Here is a 16399-nt window from a genome sequence, read left to right as displayed (position 1 = left end):
CAATGCAGTTTGCTCGGCAAATACGCATGAGATCACGGGATTTAGGTCATGGGAGGCGACAGGTGCCGCCCCCCATACAGATGTGATTTTATTTAATATTGCTCCATTTTGGAGATTTCTGGAAGTGACAGCTAATGTTGTAGCAGGTACCAGTTTCGTTTGCCGGCGGATTCAGCCGTTTGGCACCAGTGTAAACATTCAGGATTGCAGGATTAAACCGCTTGTAGCTCGGCTTCGGCTGTACGGAGATATTCGCCACATTGCTGCGGACAGGTATGATCCGCTTATGGGTAGACTCCCCGCCGAAGTGACAGCTGGTACACGTGGACGACCAGCCATCGGTTGCCTTGACTGTGGGCGGCACGTGCGCGGCAACGGTATGTGCACCGCCACCACCTGAGTAATCCTCGAAACGGGCACTGGAGTAGTTACCCATCGTTCCGAAGGTCAGACCGGCAATATTGCGTGGAACCGGCGGGTAGCCATGGCAGGAATCGCAGGCACCACTGGCCCTGAATGCACCACCTTGTGCATTGTGGGTATGGCAGCTGTAACAGTTGGTGGTCGGGTGCGAAGACTCGGCCCGGCCTGCACGATAGTACTTGGTTTTGGTGTGGCATACCTGGCAGAGGCCACGATTACTGGTTGTATTGATCCAACCGGTGTCGCGGTTGGTATAGGTAATGACCCAGGTCGTGGTGTTGATGAAGTTAATGCTGCCACGGATCATGGAAAGGTTATTGGTTGCACCGTGCGGATCATGGCATTCACGGCACGCCATGTCCTGTGGCCCATCGGGATAGCTGCTCGAATGGGTGCTCATGTTGCGGAAGCGGGCATTGGTGACCTTGGTCGGGTCATTGTGGCAATAGGTACAGGCGACATTGGTCGTACCATCTCCGAGGCCGGCGATCGTTCGGTTCGTGTCACCGAGTACACCACTGATATGCCGGGAATCCGGATTATGGCAGTCGGAACAAGCCTTGCCCGGCAGGCCGAAGCTGATCTTTCCATGTCCCCAGGTGGCAAAGGGAGATTTGTCCGGAGCCGTAACACCATTTATCACCGAAAGTGCGCCGGTGTGGCAGCTTTCACAGGCGACCCGGCTGTTGTTCCACTGAATGGATGCCATCTGCTTGTGACAGTTGGTCGTACAGGTTGCAAGCGGCGCCTCGATGGCCTTGTCTACGTGAGTTACCGCATTCTCACCCGTGTAGGTATGGCATTGCTGGCAGCCTGCCACCGTTGCGGCGGTAAGTTTCGGACCGTAGGAAGTACTGAAATGTTCGAAGTGGGCATTGGAACTGATCAGGCTGCCGCCAATCGCAGGGGTAGTGGCATGACAGGTGCCGCAGGCGCCAGTCGATGCGGTGTTCCATTGCGGTGATGCATACACGCCTTTGCCGTTACTGTGACAGTAGTTGGTCGAACAGGTATAGCTTGCTGCAGTATAGGTACTTCCGGGGTTAAAGGTGTCGAAATTGACGTCTTTGGCAGCGTTCAAGTGGTACTGAAGACCACTTGAAGCGTTGAGTGACGAACTCGTGCCTGCTGCAACGGTATTTACGTGACACTTGTCGCAGGTATAGCTGAACTGGCCGGCTCCGCCGGAGATGTGCTTGCCGTGGACCGCCGAAAGGCCGGTGCCGCCGGTCCCTGACGAACCACCATGGCAGGCAGTACAGCCGAGTGTCCCCGACCAGGTGAGGGAAGCCTGATAGGTGTTGGTTCCACCCACAGGAGCCGCGTTGGAGTGACACCAGACATTGGAACATGTGCCGGCAGTCCAACTAAAACCATTGTCCGCACCGACAGAGGTCCCACCGGCAACATAGACAGGAGTTGCGGAGGCACCATAGGGGTTCTGGTTCATGGCACGGAACCTCACCCTGTTTGCCGTATCGCCACCATAGGTAGTGGTCGACCAGGTGGAGAAGGCGCCGGTATTGAAGACAACCTGGGCAAACTGGTTTGCCGAAACCTGCCCACCGGCATGTGTCGTATTGGTAGCAGACTTCACCGTGTGGCAGTTATCGCAGGCAAATTTGTAACCGGCAACATTCGTATGCTTCAGGTGGGGTACGGTATAGGCAGCAGTCTGCGTCCCTGCCCCCTGGTTGGCATGGCAGGCGTTACAGGCAAGATTTGTGGTCCCCCATGCCGGCGACGGACTTGCGCCGTGGCAGTAGGTATTACTGCAGGTTTTGTCTGCCCTAAATGATCCGGTGTACCCGCCGAATGCGGCAAAGCGCACATCTATCTTGTTGACACTGTAGGTGCCATTGATGTGCGTCCTGGTACCAGGCGCAAGTGCGCTGCTGCTTGCTGCCGTATTACTGTGGCAGCTTGCGCAGGTTATGGTCGCAAGGGCCAGGTGTTTCGGATGGCTAAGGCTGGTATTGGCATGGCAGGCATTGCAGGCCAGCGGCGCTGCCGCGGCGGTCCACGACGGTGTGACGACCGTGGTCCCTTTGCCGTCGCTGTGGCAGTAGATGCCGGAGCAGCTGCCGGTCGCGCTGTTGAAGTTCGCCTGGCGGCCGGCGCGCAGGCCGGAGTAGTCGCGGAATTTGTTGACGTGCTGGCGCTTGTCGGCGAGCGTCAGGTTGCCGCTGACGGTCTTGGCGTGGCAGTCGACGCAGCCGAAGTTGGTGCCGAGGTAGCCGGCATTGTTGACGTGGCTGTTGTGACGCCCGGACAGGGTGTCGCTGCTGGCGTTGCCGTGACAGCCGGCGCACTGGGTCCCGAGCGAGCCTTCCCCGCTTGCCCAGGTGACAGCAGTCGCACCCGCTCCGCCGCGGCCGTTAGAGTGGCAGTAGGTGTTGTTGCAGCTGGTGCTGCCGCCGGCGGTCCAGGTGAAGGTGCCGCTGTCGGTGCCGGCGGTGGCGGCGCCGTAGTTGTAGCTCGGCTTTTTGCCGGCGCTGGTGTAGCCGAAGTAGACCTGGGCGACACCATAGCTAGTCGGGTAGGTGAGATCGGCATGGGCGGCCGGCGTGGCGTGGCAGCTGGCACAGGCGAACTGGTAGGCGCTGCTGCTGCCGTAGTTGCCGGGGGCCTGGGCGTAGGTGCTGTAGGTGTTGGTTTCGTAGTGCTGCTTGTGGGCGCCTTTCTTGGTGGCGGAGGAGAAGCTGGTAAAGGAGGCGCCGTGGCAAGCGTTGCAGGCCAGGGCGCTGCCGCCCCACTGCGGGTTGCCGGAGCCGTGGCATTTGGTGTTGTTGCAGGTCTGGCTGGCAGCCGTGTAGCTGCCACTGACCTTGGCGGAGAAGATGACGTCGCGGGTGCCGTCGAGGTGCTGGGTGGTGTAGTTCTTGAGTTTGTTGGCGACGGCGGCGTCGACGGTGTGATCGTGGCAGGCGGCGCACTGGGTGGTGTTGGTGAGGCCGGCCCCGGAGACGTGTTTGTCGTGGTTGTTGGCGGTGGTGCTGCCGATGCCGCCGTTTACGTAGTTGGGCTCGCCGAGGCTGGAGGTGAAGGCACCGGGGCCGTAGCCATGGCAGCTCTTGCAGGTGACGGTGCCGCTGCCGGTCCAGAGTTTGCTGCCGGTCATGTTCCGGAAGGTGGGTGCTTTGGCACCGGAGCTGTGGCAGTAGACGTTGGCGCATTGGGCAGTGGCGATGATTTTGCCGGCGCGCGCGCCGGAGTAGTCTTTGAGGGTGTTGACGTGCAGTGCCGGACCGGTGATGGTGGTGTTGTTGGCGAAGGTGTTGATGGTTTTGACGTGACAGGCGGCGCACTGGAAGCCGGTGCCGGTGCCGAGGATGGAGCCGGCTGCGCTCGGGTCGACGTGGATGCGGTGTTTGTTGGTGTTGATGACGTTGCTATGGGCGGCGTCGCCTCCGTGGCAGCCGCGGCAGTCGAGCTGACCGCCCCACTGGGCGGTGACGAGGGCTGCACCGCTGGCGCCGTTTGAGTGACAGTAGGTGTTGGAGCATTGCTTGCTGGCGTTGTAGGTGCCGGTGGCGCCGCCGAAGGTGGCGAAGTCGACGTTTTCGATGCGGTTCAGGTGGCTGCCGTTGTTGATGAGGGTGGTGGAGCCGCTGACAGTGGTGGTGTGGCAGCTGTCGCAGGCGAGCCCTTTGCCCTGGACGTGGATGAGGTGGCTGTTGGCGGTGGTGCTGCCGGCGGCGCCGGATACGTAGGTGGGATAGGAGGCACCGCTGCCGCCATGGCAGCCGTCGCAGCCGATGGCGGCTGCGTTCCAGGCAATGGTTTTGTAGCTGGGGGTGGTCCCGCTGATGTTGCCGTTACTGTGGCAGTAGACGTTAGAGCAGCTGCCGACGGCGCTGCCGGGGGCTTTTACGGCGCCGGCGGTGCCGGTGGTGCTGCTGCCGTTGTAGGTGGGGTTGTCGGTGTTGAGGTTGTAGAGGTTATCGAATTTGACGTTGACGTTTTTGTCGACGTGGTTGGCGACGGTGCTGATGCTGGTGCCGTTGGTGGTGGTGGCGGCGTGGCATTCCTGGCAGGCGATGGCGCGGCCGACGTTGCCGGTGTTGTTGATGTGCTGAGTATGGACTCCGCTGCTCATGGCGTTGGCGCCGGCACTGATATCGTAGCCGTGGCAGCTCTGGCAGGTGACGCTGCCACCCCAGGTGGCGGTGGTTTTGGCGGTGAAGGTGCCGCTGGCTTTGGTGCCATCGCTGTGGCAGTAGAGGTTGCTGCAGCTGCCGAAGGCATTGGTCTGACTCGGCAGGTAGTCGTTGACGGCGCCGCTGTAGCTGCCGCCGGCGATGTTGGCCGGGTCTTTGACGGTGACGATGAGGCCGCGGTTGCCGGCGCTGGTGGCGTGGGCGAATTTGCTCCCTTCGGCGAGGTGGTCGATGTGGCACTTGACGCAGTTGGCGGCGCCGCTGTAGTAGCTGTCGTGCTTGCCGTGGCTGCCGGCGGCACCACCGCTGAAGCTGGGTGAGGTCCCGGCCGGTGGCATGCCGTGGCACTGGTCGCAGTCGTTGACCGTGCTGCTGGTGTAGCTGTAGAGGGTACCGCCCCAAGTCGGGGTGGTGGCTTCAAAGTGACAGTTGACGTTGGTGCAGCTCCCCAGTGTCGGTACCGAGGTCTGGTTCTTGAACGTGTAGGTGCCGGCGTCGGTCAGTCCGGCTGAGGTGTAGGTGGCTCCCGCCTTCGGCGAACCATTGATGGTCTTCTTGAAAGAGATCTGCCCATTCATGTGACTCGTGGTGTAGCCCGAGGCATTATGGCAGACGGCGCAGTTTTCTATCACCGCACCTGCCGGCTGGTGCGTCTGGTGACTCCCGACGAAGCCTCCCGTGTTCGGATCACGACTCGTTGCATCGATTGGCGGCATACTGTGACACGAACTGCAAGTAAAATTATACTGGGGCGCAGCAAGCGCATCCGAACCGACAGCATGCTGCATAACGAATGAACATACAAACGTCAATATGAACAGCCATCCAACACTTCTCAAATTTTTCATGCACATCTCCTTCTTTCACAGCGGTAGCTGGCTCAAGTCCACTACTTGAATATTCAGGCTTTCTAACGGTGATATAGCGATAACCTAGTGATATCACAGTTAAATAGTTTTTAATCAGCAAGCATTCGCATGACCCAACAAATTGATATCATTACCTGGTTTCATACACCCTTTGGGTTATTGCTACACAATTCATTATAGGAAGATTACGTTTCTGTTATCTATGCAAACAGGAAACCAAATCAGGGGCATGAGTATTCTTTATATCGCCGGGGATGAAAGAAACTTTAGAATTAACTCAGGTGATATCGGGTAGTTGGAGGGGAAAAAAGATAGGGGGAGCGGTTGCCCGCTCCCCCCCTGTTGACCATTATATGCGGATAATTACCGATCTTTACTCCAACGAGGAGTCGGCTGGAAGTGACAACCGACGTTGATACAACTCCCCGTGCTGTTTACAAGCGGCGGATTAACCAGTCTGGCACCAGAGTAGATAATTTGTAGCGAATTGTTGAAATTCACACGCTGGTCAATCTTGATGGTGACATTACTGATATAGTTACGAATCGGCATCCTGGTGACATGGTAGGACGAGTTGTTCGCATCGCCTCCAGTATGGCAGATCGCACAATTAGACCAGCCTTCCGTAGCTTTGGCATAGGTCGGTACATGGTTGAGGTGAGCGCCACCGCCACCGGAGTAATCTTCAAAGCGAGCATTCGTGTAATTGTTGAACGTACCAAAGGTGGCCTTGTAGAGAGCCGGATCGTACGGACCGCGCACAGCTGATTTCGGAACGGGCGGATATCCGTGACACGCGTCGCAAGCGCCGCTCGGAGCAAATGCCCCACCTTTGGCATTGTGGGGGTGGCAATTATAGCAGTTACTGATTGGGTGCCCTGTTTCAGCAACACCGGCACGATAGTACTTGGTATGTGTGTGGCAAACCTGGCAAAGACCGCGATTTGTGTCAAGGTTCACCCAGCCATTATCCCGGTTCGTATAGGTAATGGTCCACGTTGTCGTATTGAGATATGCAATCGACGACTTTATCATGGAAAGATTCGATGTGCCATGCAGTTCATGACACTGCCAGCATTCCATCTCCTGCGTACCACCCTTAACCTTGAAATGGGTACTCATGTTCAGGAACTGTGTCTTGTTGTTCACCCGCGCCAAGTTATTGTGGCAGTAGTTGCACTCAGTATTGAGGGGACCTGTCAGGTTGGCTACGAGCCTGTTGGTATGTGAGGCAGGATCACTACCAATATGAGCAGAAGTATTATCGTGGCATTCGGTACATGCTTTGTTTGCACCTGTCGGTTTACCATGGCCGGTCGTCGCTGCCATTCCCTTGTCAGGAGCAGTTATGTTGTAAATAACCGAAAGATTACCGGAGTGGCAGCTTTCGCACGTCACCCCAGTTCTGCCGGTGAGCCAGGTAGCTACTCCGAGGCCATTCTTATGGCATGATGCGGTACAGTTGACAACCGGCGGGGCCTGCACCGTACCATCAACGTGCTGAGTCGGATAGGTGTGACAGCTGTTACAGGATGTCGGGGCTCCCGAGTTGTTCAGCACTGGACCGTAAACTGTGGCGAGGTGAGCCTGGTGTGCACCGGTTGCAATGGTATCGGTCGTGTGACACGTACCGCACTGACCTGTTGTCGGATCGGTCCAGACCGGAGAGGCGGAGTATACCCCTTTGCCGTTACTGTGACAGTAGACAGCTGAGCAGTTGGAGCCGGACAGGATGCTGCTGCCGATGGTACCGGAGAACTGGACGTCCTTCACAGAGTTCACATGAGCTCCACCAGTAAGACGGGCTGCCGGGACAAGTGTGGTATTCGTAGCAGCAGTGGTGGCATGGCAGTTCTGACAACCATAACTGTAGCTCAGGTGCTTGGTGTGAGCGTTCGTTGCAGGAGTAGCGCTATGGCATGATCCGCAACGTCCGGGCTGATCAATGATAGAACCTTTGTTGTTAGCCCATGTTACGGGCTGATAGACAAGAGCTCCGCCAGTTGGCGCCCCATTACTGTGACAGTAAACGTTGGAGCATTCGCGTGTAGTTGCATTGTACGTTGCCGATCCACCGGCAATGATCCCGGTTTTATCGACGAATACGTCCTGGAAGGTGAGATTGGGAATCGAATTGTGGTTGTTCCCTTTATGGCACTGGTCGCAGACAAATGCCGAATACTGGGAAGCTACGGTCCCCCCGGCATGACTCATGTGTGGTGACAGAGACTCATCGACATAGCCTGCCAGATTTTGATAACCATCACCATAGCCATAAGGACCGCCAACCACATTCTCCTTGGGAGGGAAGCCGTGGCAGGTCGTGCAATCAGCAGAGAAGCCCTGCTTGTGCGTATGGCAGGTTACACAAACATTCGCATCCGTACTCGTGTGCTGTGAGACAGTGGGAGGAAGTGTCGGGTGACAGGCAACGCACACCCCGAAACGGTTCTTGTTCCAGTTTTTGTTGGTAGCTGAGGTGTAGGCAACCATCGGAGTTCTGCCACTCGCAGACGAAACATTCATGTATCGGCGCACAAGGAACAGGTTGGGCGTAGAGCCATCTGCCTCATCGACGTGACCACCGTGACAGTCGGCACACTGGATGTTTTGTTGTTTTTTCCCGTTATGATTTTTTACCTTTGCATTGGGGTTGGAATTCGTAATCCCGTTTTCGTCCGTGGTCCGGTGGCAGTTGGTACAGATATTCCTGTCGGCAGATGTCTGGCCATTGAGATCAGTTCTGAGGAGGAAACCTTTAGAACTGGAAAGCCCGTTAAATATTGCACTTGTCCAGTTATCGAACGTCCTACTGTTCGAATCGGCAAAGTGAACACCGTGACATGTCGTACACTGAACCTTGTTCTGAGACAGTTTCATCGCGGAAGAAGCATTCAAGGGATTGGAATTTATTGGCGGGTTGTTATATTCACTCGGATACTGGGTCGCGATCGTTGCATAGTCTACATTAACAGGGTGCGAGCCGTAGGTGTGGCTCGTAACGTTTCTCGGCTTGTGGCAGTCAACGCAGAGGGCATCATTGGCATTCGAGACCGCAAGGAAAGGTCGCTGCGTAATTTCGTGTACTGAATGGCAGCGCGAGCAGTACAAGTTACCGATATAAATATACTGCGTACTTGTATGCTTGCCCGAATTCAGGACGGTATTCGTTGGAGGTTGGGCGCCGGCACGCGGGTTATCATCAGATGCTTCCCAATTGTGAGAAGACTTGGTTTTCCGCGCCTCCACTGTCCCCTTGCTGGGGCCTTCTGCTACGGCCATATCCAATGGGCTGAACGGTGTAATCTGGGGCTGATCGGCATATCGGTCTGTTCGCCCGAGCCTGTGACAGCTCAAGCAGATGTTGTTCTGCCACATGCCGCCAAGAGTCTTGTGAGCAGTATGGCAATCACCGCATACTCCGCCTGTGTACTGCCCCACGTGATCTGCATAGGCTATACATGGTAATAACACCAAGATAGCTACTGCAATGATAAGATTCCTGGCTGCCGTATTGTTCATAGCACGCTCCTGAAAAAGCATGAATATTCCTTACGCGATTCTTGCCTAACGCCTCTACATCCTACACAATTTAGAATGGCACGGTTAGTCCAGCAGCTTTTCTGAGGATCAGGACGCAATCGCTCATGTCAATTTTCCCATTGGGGCTCGGCAGGCCGTTCAGCAGCGGCCCAATATCACCATGGGCAATTTCGAGATCGGTAGGTGCAGCACCAACTCCTACAACCTTATCATTACAATAACGTGCATCTTCAAAGGTCACAACAAGGTCAACCGGGTAGTTAATATTTCCATCGGGAGCAAAGGAGGTTTTCTTCATTATATTCCCAGCGGCATCCGTCGCAGAAACGATGAGATTCAACGGATCCCTGGCAGAACCGAGGTTAGCAGTCCAGTTGTTGTTCACCGCAGTAACCGTTCCGACAATGGCACCGGTATCAAGCGCCCTGACAACAACAGAAGCCCCCGGTTCAGCAGTCCCGCTCAAAGTTGTTGTCTGAGCTGTCGCGCTGCTGACGGTCAGTGATGGAGGAGTCACGTCGTACAGAATATTTCTTACCGAGTAACTCACGTTGCCATTACCGTCATCTGCAGCCAACAGTACAGAGTAAGGCCCTTCCTGGCTAAAGGAAAGCGCAAAGGGAACTTCGCTGGTCTGAGTGGTGCCATTGTAGGAAAGACTCGCTGCGGCATCAACCTTCCCGGCAACCTGATAAACAGCCTGGTTTGTTGCAACGTCAACCCTTGGCGCCGACACTGCAAGGGCAGGCTTTGCAGCATCAAGGAACAAAGTGAGCTTGGTTCTGCATCCATCTGCTGCAACTATCTGGATATCGTTCATCCCAGAACTAAGAGTAACGTTCGAAGACCAGACACCACTGGAGACCGGTACACTGGTGGAACCAACCGTTACGGTTGCCCCTTTGTCCGCAGTGCCAGAAACCATTTGCGAAGATGCCGTGACTATGGCCCCATCTGCATGTGAAGTCACGCTCAGTTTCGTCTTGCTACTGTCATAAATTATTCCAGTGCGATCGATTGTGGTCACATTGTTCGCCAAGTCAGTTGCGACAACATGCAGTTCAGTCACTCCAGCAACAGCAGCGCTGAATACACCATTATTGACCGATACGGTCTGTCCGTTCACCTGCACATCCTTCAGGTACGAATCCTGAACCGTGCCGGTCACGTTGACAACCTGATTATTGACCGTTGCCGCATTGGTCACCGTCGACAGCACAACGACCGGCGCTACGTTATCAAATTTGGTGCTGACTGCCTTCATGGAAGTACCACCAAGTACCGCAGACACCTGAATACTGTTCACACCAGGGACCAGGGCAAGCTGGTTGTAACTCCAGTTCCCGCTGGTAACTACGGCTGAACCGCACACGGATGTCGTGGCATTGCACACCTGAACGGTAGCGCCAGGATCGACCGTACCGTCTATAGTCAGGGGACTGGCACTGACATACTCAGAAAGGGGATTTACGCGAAGCGAAGGCCCGCCGGCGAGATATGAGATACTGTACTGCTTGCTTACTGCAACGGGAGAGGCATTCCTGGCCACCACTTCGATGGCATTAGCCCCGGACTGCAGCCCGGTTACCGTGCAACTCCACGAAGTCCCGACAACACTGGCTGAAAACGCCTGAGCACCATTCAGGACACATGACACATACGATCCGGAAGTCACAGTCCCATCCAGCGCGGCAGTCGCAGTGTTCACAATCGAAAGCGGCGGATTCACTGACAGCACCGGAGCGGCGATTACTGAGGAAATCGGTGTCGAGCCCCCATCGATCCCGTACAGCGTTACATTGCCGTACCCATTGGCCACGATCAACCGCTTGTTGACCTGGTCAAAAGCAACATCAGACGGTATCATCAACTGGCCGTTTGAGGTCCCGTAGTCACCGATAAAGGCAACGAACGACCCCGTGCCCACCACATCTATGGCCTGGACAGTGCTGTTATAGGCATCAGCCACATACATGCGCGGAGTGCCGGTAGAGTACTCAAATGCCACGCCTTGCGGCGACTGAAACTCCAAAGCGCCAAGAGAGCCAATCTGGGAAATTCCTATGACGCTCTGATAGACACCCGCTTTGCTGTAAAATTTGATTTTCTTGTTCAGCGTATCAACAACTGCCAAAAGCTGCGAGTTCTGCTCGTACGCTATGCCCGACGGATAGGAAAACTGCGTACTGCCTGTCCCTGCCGAACCGAATTGCAGAAGATACTCTCCGGACGCATCATATTTCTTGACATTACACCCTTTAGAATCAACAACATAAATATTACCTTCGTTATCTACAGCTACCCCATCGGCAAATTGAAACTGCGTTGCCACCCCGGAAAGCCCAAGCCGCTTCTTTTCCACACCCGAAACCGCATCGATAATCGCAGCAAAGCTTCCCTGGCTCACTACCAAATCGCCATTGCTCTTGACTGCGATACCTTGCGGCACCCCGGCCGTACCAATTTTCTGCAAAAACTCGCCGGCAGCATTGAATTTCAACACACCGCCACTACGCGGGTCAGTAACAAAAAAGCCCCCGCTCCCATCGCTATTCATGGCGATGCGAATCGGTGTCCTGACCGCTTGGGTAATCGGCTGCAACGGAGTAGCTTGTAAGGCAAGCACATCTGCGGCAGCCATGGGTAGCGAAATGACCGCTACAAACAGCGAGATGACCAGCAGTGCCATTTTCCTCTGAACATGTGCCGCCATATTATTTCCTCCGGATTTATTGGAGATTTGTCACTTGTGATGTAATGTTTCGATCAGTTAAGAATACTATATGCAACTTAAGTGCCCACTCTACGACACAGCGTAACCAGTCAGTATTCATTGATAATTTACGCCTTTACCGCAGCAAATCCATCCGCTGGATGTTCAATTCACACACAATATTATTTAATGTCTTTCATTTAAGAAAGCCAAATTTTTTCATCCGGTAACGAAATGCATCAATACCCAGGCTGAGCTTTTTTGCCGCCTTTGACTGATTCCAGTCGCAATTCTCCAATGCTTGACGAATCAGTTCTTTCTCAACCTCCTCAATATCAACACCTTCAGGGGGAAGTTTGAACGTGGTAGTCGGTGGAGTAACGGAAGAAGACGATTTTGCAACGATCTCAAGGGGAAGGTGTTCAAGGAGCAGCGTATCTTCATTACCAAGGATTATGGCCCGTTCAACCACGTTCTTCAATTCCCTGATGTTACCCGGCCAGCCATAGTCAACAAGCATCTTTTCCGCCATGCTGGAAACACCCTTGACACATTTGTTGAATTCTCTGTTAAAGACCTCAATAAAATGCTGCACCAGCAGGAGAATATCATCCTTGCGTTCACGTAACGGGGGTAGGTAGATCGGTATGACCTGGAGGCGATAATACAGATCATTGCGGAAGTGCTTGTCTTCAATCGCCTTCAACAGGTCCTTGTTGGTTGCGGAGATAATCCTGACATCAACGGAGATCGCCTTGGTGCCACCAATCCGGCGGAAGTTGCGGTCCTCCAGGAACCTGAGCAGTTTGGCCTGCATCCCTACTTCCATGTCGCCAATCTCGTCCAGAAAGACAGTGCCGCCATCGGCGAGTTCAAAAAGCCCTTTCTTGGTGACTTTTGCGTCGGTGAATGAACCTTTTTCATGGCCAAAAAGTTCGCTTTCCAGCAACGTCGAAGGGACGGCAGCGCAGTTGATTGCAACGAACGGCTTTTCGGCCCGGCTCGATGCATAGTGAATCCACTTTGCCACAAGCTCTTTCCCGGTGCCGGACTCACCCTGGATCAGAACTGTGGATGCCTCACTCTTGGCAACCTTGTTCATCATCTCCAGAACATTGCCCATGTGCTTACTCTTGCCGATAATGTTAGGCGGCCCGAACTTCTTGTGCTCGCTTCGCAGACTTGCGACCTCCCGGCGCAGGTCGGAGGTTTCCAGTGCTTTCTTTATGACAATGGCCATTTCCTCAAGGTTGAATGGCTTGTTGATATAATCGTAGGCACCAAGACGCATGGCCGTAACGGCAGTTTCCAGAGCACCTTGCGCGGTCACCATGATCACGACGATATCCTCGTCGCCTTCCTTGACCTTCTCCAGGACCTGCAGACCATTGATGCCCGGAAGTTGCACGTCGAGGAGCATCAGATCGGGCTGGTCCTCACGAACCATTTTCAGTGCATCCTCACCGGTTCCCGCAGTCAGAACCTCATACCCCTGCTTCTTGAGATTCTGCTCCAGAGACCAGCGAATCAGGTGCTCGTCGTCAACCACGAGGATACGTGTTTTTCTCATTGCTGCTCCTTTACATCGTGGGTCGTTTCAGAGGGGCCTTCATCGAGTCGGCCCGTCACTGCAGGAAGGTCAATGGTGAATTCGGTCCCTTTTCCGTTTTCACTGACTACGGAAATATCGCCGTTGTGTTGGCTGATGATGTTGTGGCAGATTGCCAGTCCCAGCCCGGTCCCTTGGGCCTTGGTGGTAAAGAAGGGTGTGAACAGTTTACCCAGGACCTGCGGGGGGATGCCGTAGCCGGTGTCACCGATAATTGCCCGCACAAAGGTCACTCCGTCCCTGGCCGTTGTCTTCGTGACGATCGAGAGTTCTCCACCACCCGGCATGGCCTGGAACGCATTAAGGATTATATTAAGCAAGACCTGCTGGATCTGCTTTGGATCCACATAGACAGGGGGGAGATCCTCACACAGCTCCAGCTTTTTCTCGATGTGTTTGCCGCCTTTGTATTGCGACGCAAAGACAACCGTCTTCTGGAGGATTGCATTGAGATCGGCATAGACAAACTCGGGAGGTGACGGCTTGCCGAAAAACAGCAGGTCGTTTACCGTCTTGTCCATCCGCTTCACCTGGTCGAGCACCTCGACAAGTATGTCTGAGCGAGGGTCATCCGCCTGGAAATCTTCCTTGATAATGCTTATGGCAGCGGCTATCCCGGTCAACGGATTCTTGATTTCATGGGCGATCCCGGCAGCCATTTCGCCGACCGATGCAAGCCGATCGGCACGCTCCATTTGCTGGAAATGTAGCTGTTCCAGCTCCTGTTTCGCCTTGTCCAAGCGGTCGACCATGGAGTCAAAGCTCGCAACCAGCTGCCCGACTTCGTCCTGCCCCTTGTAGTTCATCCGTACCGTAAGATCACCCTCTTCGACTCTGGCCATGTTTTCCACCAGGAGCCGCAAGGGTTTGCGGACAAACTTGAGAAGGACCAGAGAGATGGTCACCGACAGAAAGGCAATGATCGCCGTCGTGGAAACAAAAAAGAGCTTGGTAGCCTCGATCATCCGTTTCTGGGTTTCGGACAGTGAATAATTGACGTTGAGGACGCCGATGATCCGTGCCTTATGTCCATGGCAGATGTGACAGGGCTCGTCGTTATAGATCGGCTTGATCATCCGCAGGACATCGCCGAGCCCCTGCACGGTAAAAACGCCCTCTTTCCGGTTCTGCAGAAACATCTGGTAATCAACGTTATCCACCGGCCGGCCGACCTCGATCGGATGAGACGAACGGAGCACCATCCCATGGGGATGGAAAATGCGAACTCCAGTGAGTTTCGGATTCTGGCCGACCATCTCCAGGATGACCTGGACATCGTCGGTATTCCCGATACGCATGGAGTTGTAGATGCTTGCCTCAACGGTCCTGAGCAGCAGGTCAGTGGTTTCGCGGGCAGAGTTGATAAGCTGGGTCTGTTCCTTGCGGAGGTTCAGAAAGGCAAAGAAACTGATGCCGAACGCCAGCAGGCTGATCGAAATAAAGATAACCCTGGTTGTAAGACTCCGGAATATCAACCAACCTCCAGCACCATAAGGGATGTTCAGCTCAAGAGACCGAACCCGGTGTCGTTCACTAGCGGGCTGACGTACCGCCGAGGGTGGTCACGCTCCCGCCACCGGAGGCCCCGCTGACGCTGAGCTGCTGCGGGGCCGGCCCATAGACAAAAAGCCAGTCGCTGTACTTGGTCTTCCCCTCGAAGGAGTCGAACATGGCCTTTAATTTCGTGTCACTATCCGGAACAGCAAACTTGTCGGCAAAATTCTTCTGCCGCAAGGGGGTCTCTTCGCTGGAACTGGCAACACCGATGATCCCCTTGACTGGGTCTTTGATGACGACCCACTCCTTGCCGGTGATCGGATCGAGGAAATCCTTGTTCGGATCCTGGCGCAGGTAGCGCACCGTTGATAAAGAGCGCGGATCTTTAATCAGATCCTTCAGGTCCTTCAACGGGGTAACAACGGTTTGCCCTGCCCGAGGCGATTGCCATCGCTCGATGGCATTGCGGATCTGCAAGCCGCGGAAGAGGAGCTCCTCTTCCCGCTCACGCTTCATGATCGTAGTCCAGGTCTGCCCCATCATCCCCAGCATGATCCCCATGATGACAATGATGATGAGGGCTGCCAGGTAGGTGAATCCCCCGCAGCGATGACGGGACAGGTCGGCCATCAGCTCTTCGCCAGGGCTCCGCGTGCCGCGTCCACCAAGTCGTCGGGCATCAGGCCGAAGTACTTGAGAAGTTCCTCGGCCTTGCCTGAAGTGCCGAAACGGTCCCGCACGCCGACGCGGTAGACCGGAACCGGGCAGACACCGGCAAGGTACTCCGTCACCGCGCCGCCCAGCCCACCGACGATGGAATGCTCCTCCGCGGTCACGATCGCCCTGGTCTCACGGGCTGCCTTGAGGAGGATATCCTGATCGAGTGGCTTGATGGTCCCGAGATGCACAACCCTGGCACTGATGCCTTGGCCCAGCAGAAGTTCGGCAGCCTTGACCGCCTGGGCGGTCATCAGTCCGGTAGTGACGAAGGTCAGGTCCGTGCCGGCAACCAGTTCGACCCCCTTGCCGATCGCAAACGGATGGTCAGCAGGGATCACGGTCGGCACCTTGTTGCGCCCGAGCCGGATATAGACCGGTCCGTGATACTCCGCAGCAGCCCTGATCGCGGCACGGGTCTCGACGCCGTCGGCAGGCACCATCACCGTCATGTTGGGGATTGCCCTCATGATGGCGATATCCTCCACCGACTGGTGGGAGCCCCCATCCTCACCGACCGTCACCCCGCCGTGGGTCGCCACGATCTTCACGTTGGCCTTGGGATAGGCAACCGACTGGCGGACCTGCTCCCAGGCCCTGCCAGCCGCGAAAATGGCAAAGGTGGAGAGGAACGGGATCTTCCCCACTGCCGCTAGACCGGCCGCCGTGCCGACCATGTTGGCCTCGGCGATCCCCATGTTGAAGAATCGCTGCGGAAACTTCTTGCCGAATACCCCTGTCTTTGTCGAACCGGAAAGATCGGCGTCCAAGACCACAATCTGTTCGTTTTCCGTCCCCAGTTCCGCCAGAACCTCGCCATAGGCATCCCTGGTGGCTATCATGCCGCTCATAGCTCGTATATCCTTTC

6 protein-coding genes and 1 pseudogene are annotated in these 16399 nt (G+C 55.4%); all 7 read right to left on the bottom strand.

Annotated elements, in window-relative coordinates; all coding sequences use genetic code 11:
• Nucleotides 1-88 precede the first annotated feature (88 nt).
• The 7 genes and pseudogenes from GJT30_12965 to GJT30_12935 all read right to left on the bottom strand — a co-directional run bounded on the left by GJT30_12965 (nt 89) and on the right by GJT30_12935 (nt 16382).
• Nucleotides 89-5437: a CxxxxCH/CxxCH domain-containing protein gene (locus tag GJT30_12965; GenBank protein MSM40519.1), complete on the bottom strand. Its 5349-nt coding sequence runs from the start codon at nt 5435-5437 to the stop codon at nt 89-91.
• 378 nt (nt 5438-5815) lie between these two features.
• On the bottom strand, nt 5816-8995 hold the full coding sequence (locus GJT30_12960) for a CxxxxCH/CxxCH domain-containing protein (GenBank protein ID MSM40518.1): 3180 nt from the start codon (nt 8993-8995) through the stop codon (nt 5816-5818).
• Between the two features lie 49 nt (nt 8996-9044).
• Nucleotides 9045-11708: a hypothetical protein gene (locus GJT30_12955; protein ID MSM40517.1), complete on the bottom strand. Its 2664-nt coding sequence runs from the start codon at nt 11706-11708 to the stop codon at nt 9045-9047.
• 196 nt (nt 11709-11904) lie between these two features.
• Entirely contained in the window at nt 11905-13278 is a 1374-nt protein-coding gene (locus GJT30_12950) for a response regulator (GenBank protein ID MSM40516.1), read from the bottom strand.
• Nucleotides 13275-14792, bottom strand: coding sequence for a HAMP domain-containing protein (locus GJT30_12945; GenBank protein MSM40515.1), 1518 nt, complete (start codon nt 14790-14792; stop codon nt 13275-13277). Before GJT30_12945 ends, GJT30_12950 begins: the two co-directional genes overlap by 4 nt.
• A gap of 142 nt (nt 14793-14934) precedes the next feature.
• Nucleotides 14935-15444, bottom strand: a pseudogene (locus GJT30_12940) (type II secretion system protein).
• Nucleotides 15444-16382, bottom strand: coding sequence for a transketolase family protein (locus tag GJT30_12935; GenBank protein ID MSM40514.1), 939 nt, complete (start codon nt 16380-16382; stop codon nt 15444-15446). The pseudogene GJT30_12940 and the gene GJT30_12935 overlap by 1 nt, the downstream one beginning before the upstream one ends.
• Nucleotides 16383-16399 lie beyond the last annotated feature (17 nt).

Source organism: Geobacter sp., assembly GCA_009684525.1.
Classification (GTDB): Bacteria; Desulfobacterota; Desulfuromonadia; order Geobacterales; family DSM-12255; genus Geoanaerobacter.
This window is presented reverse-complemented; position numbering and strand designations above follow the sequence as displayed.

Coding starts and splice junctions, on each gene's coding strand:
- GJT30_12965 (MSM40519.1), bottom strand. CDS start 5,437: ATGTGCATGAAAAATTTGAGAAGTGTTGGATGGCTGTTCATATTGACG.
- GJT30_12960 (MSM40518.1), bottom strand. CDS start 8,995: ATGCTTTTTCAGGAGCGTGCTATGAACAATACGGCAGCCAGGAATCTT.
- GJT30_12955 (MSM40517.1), bottom strand. CDS start 11,708: ATGGCGGCACATGTTCAGAGGAAAATGGCACTGCTGGTCATCTCGCTG.
- GJT30_12950 (MSM40516.1), bottom strand. CDS start 13,278: ATGAGAAAAACACGTATCCTCGTGGTTGACGACGAGCACCTGATTCGC.
- GJT30_12935 (MSM40514.1), bottom strand. CDS start 16,382: ATGAGCGGCATGATAGCCACCAGGGATGCCTATGGCGAGGTTCTGGCG.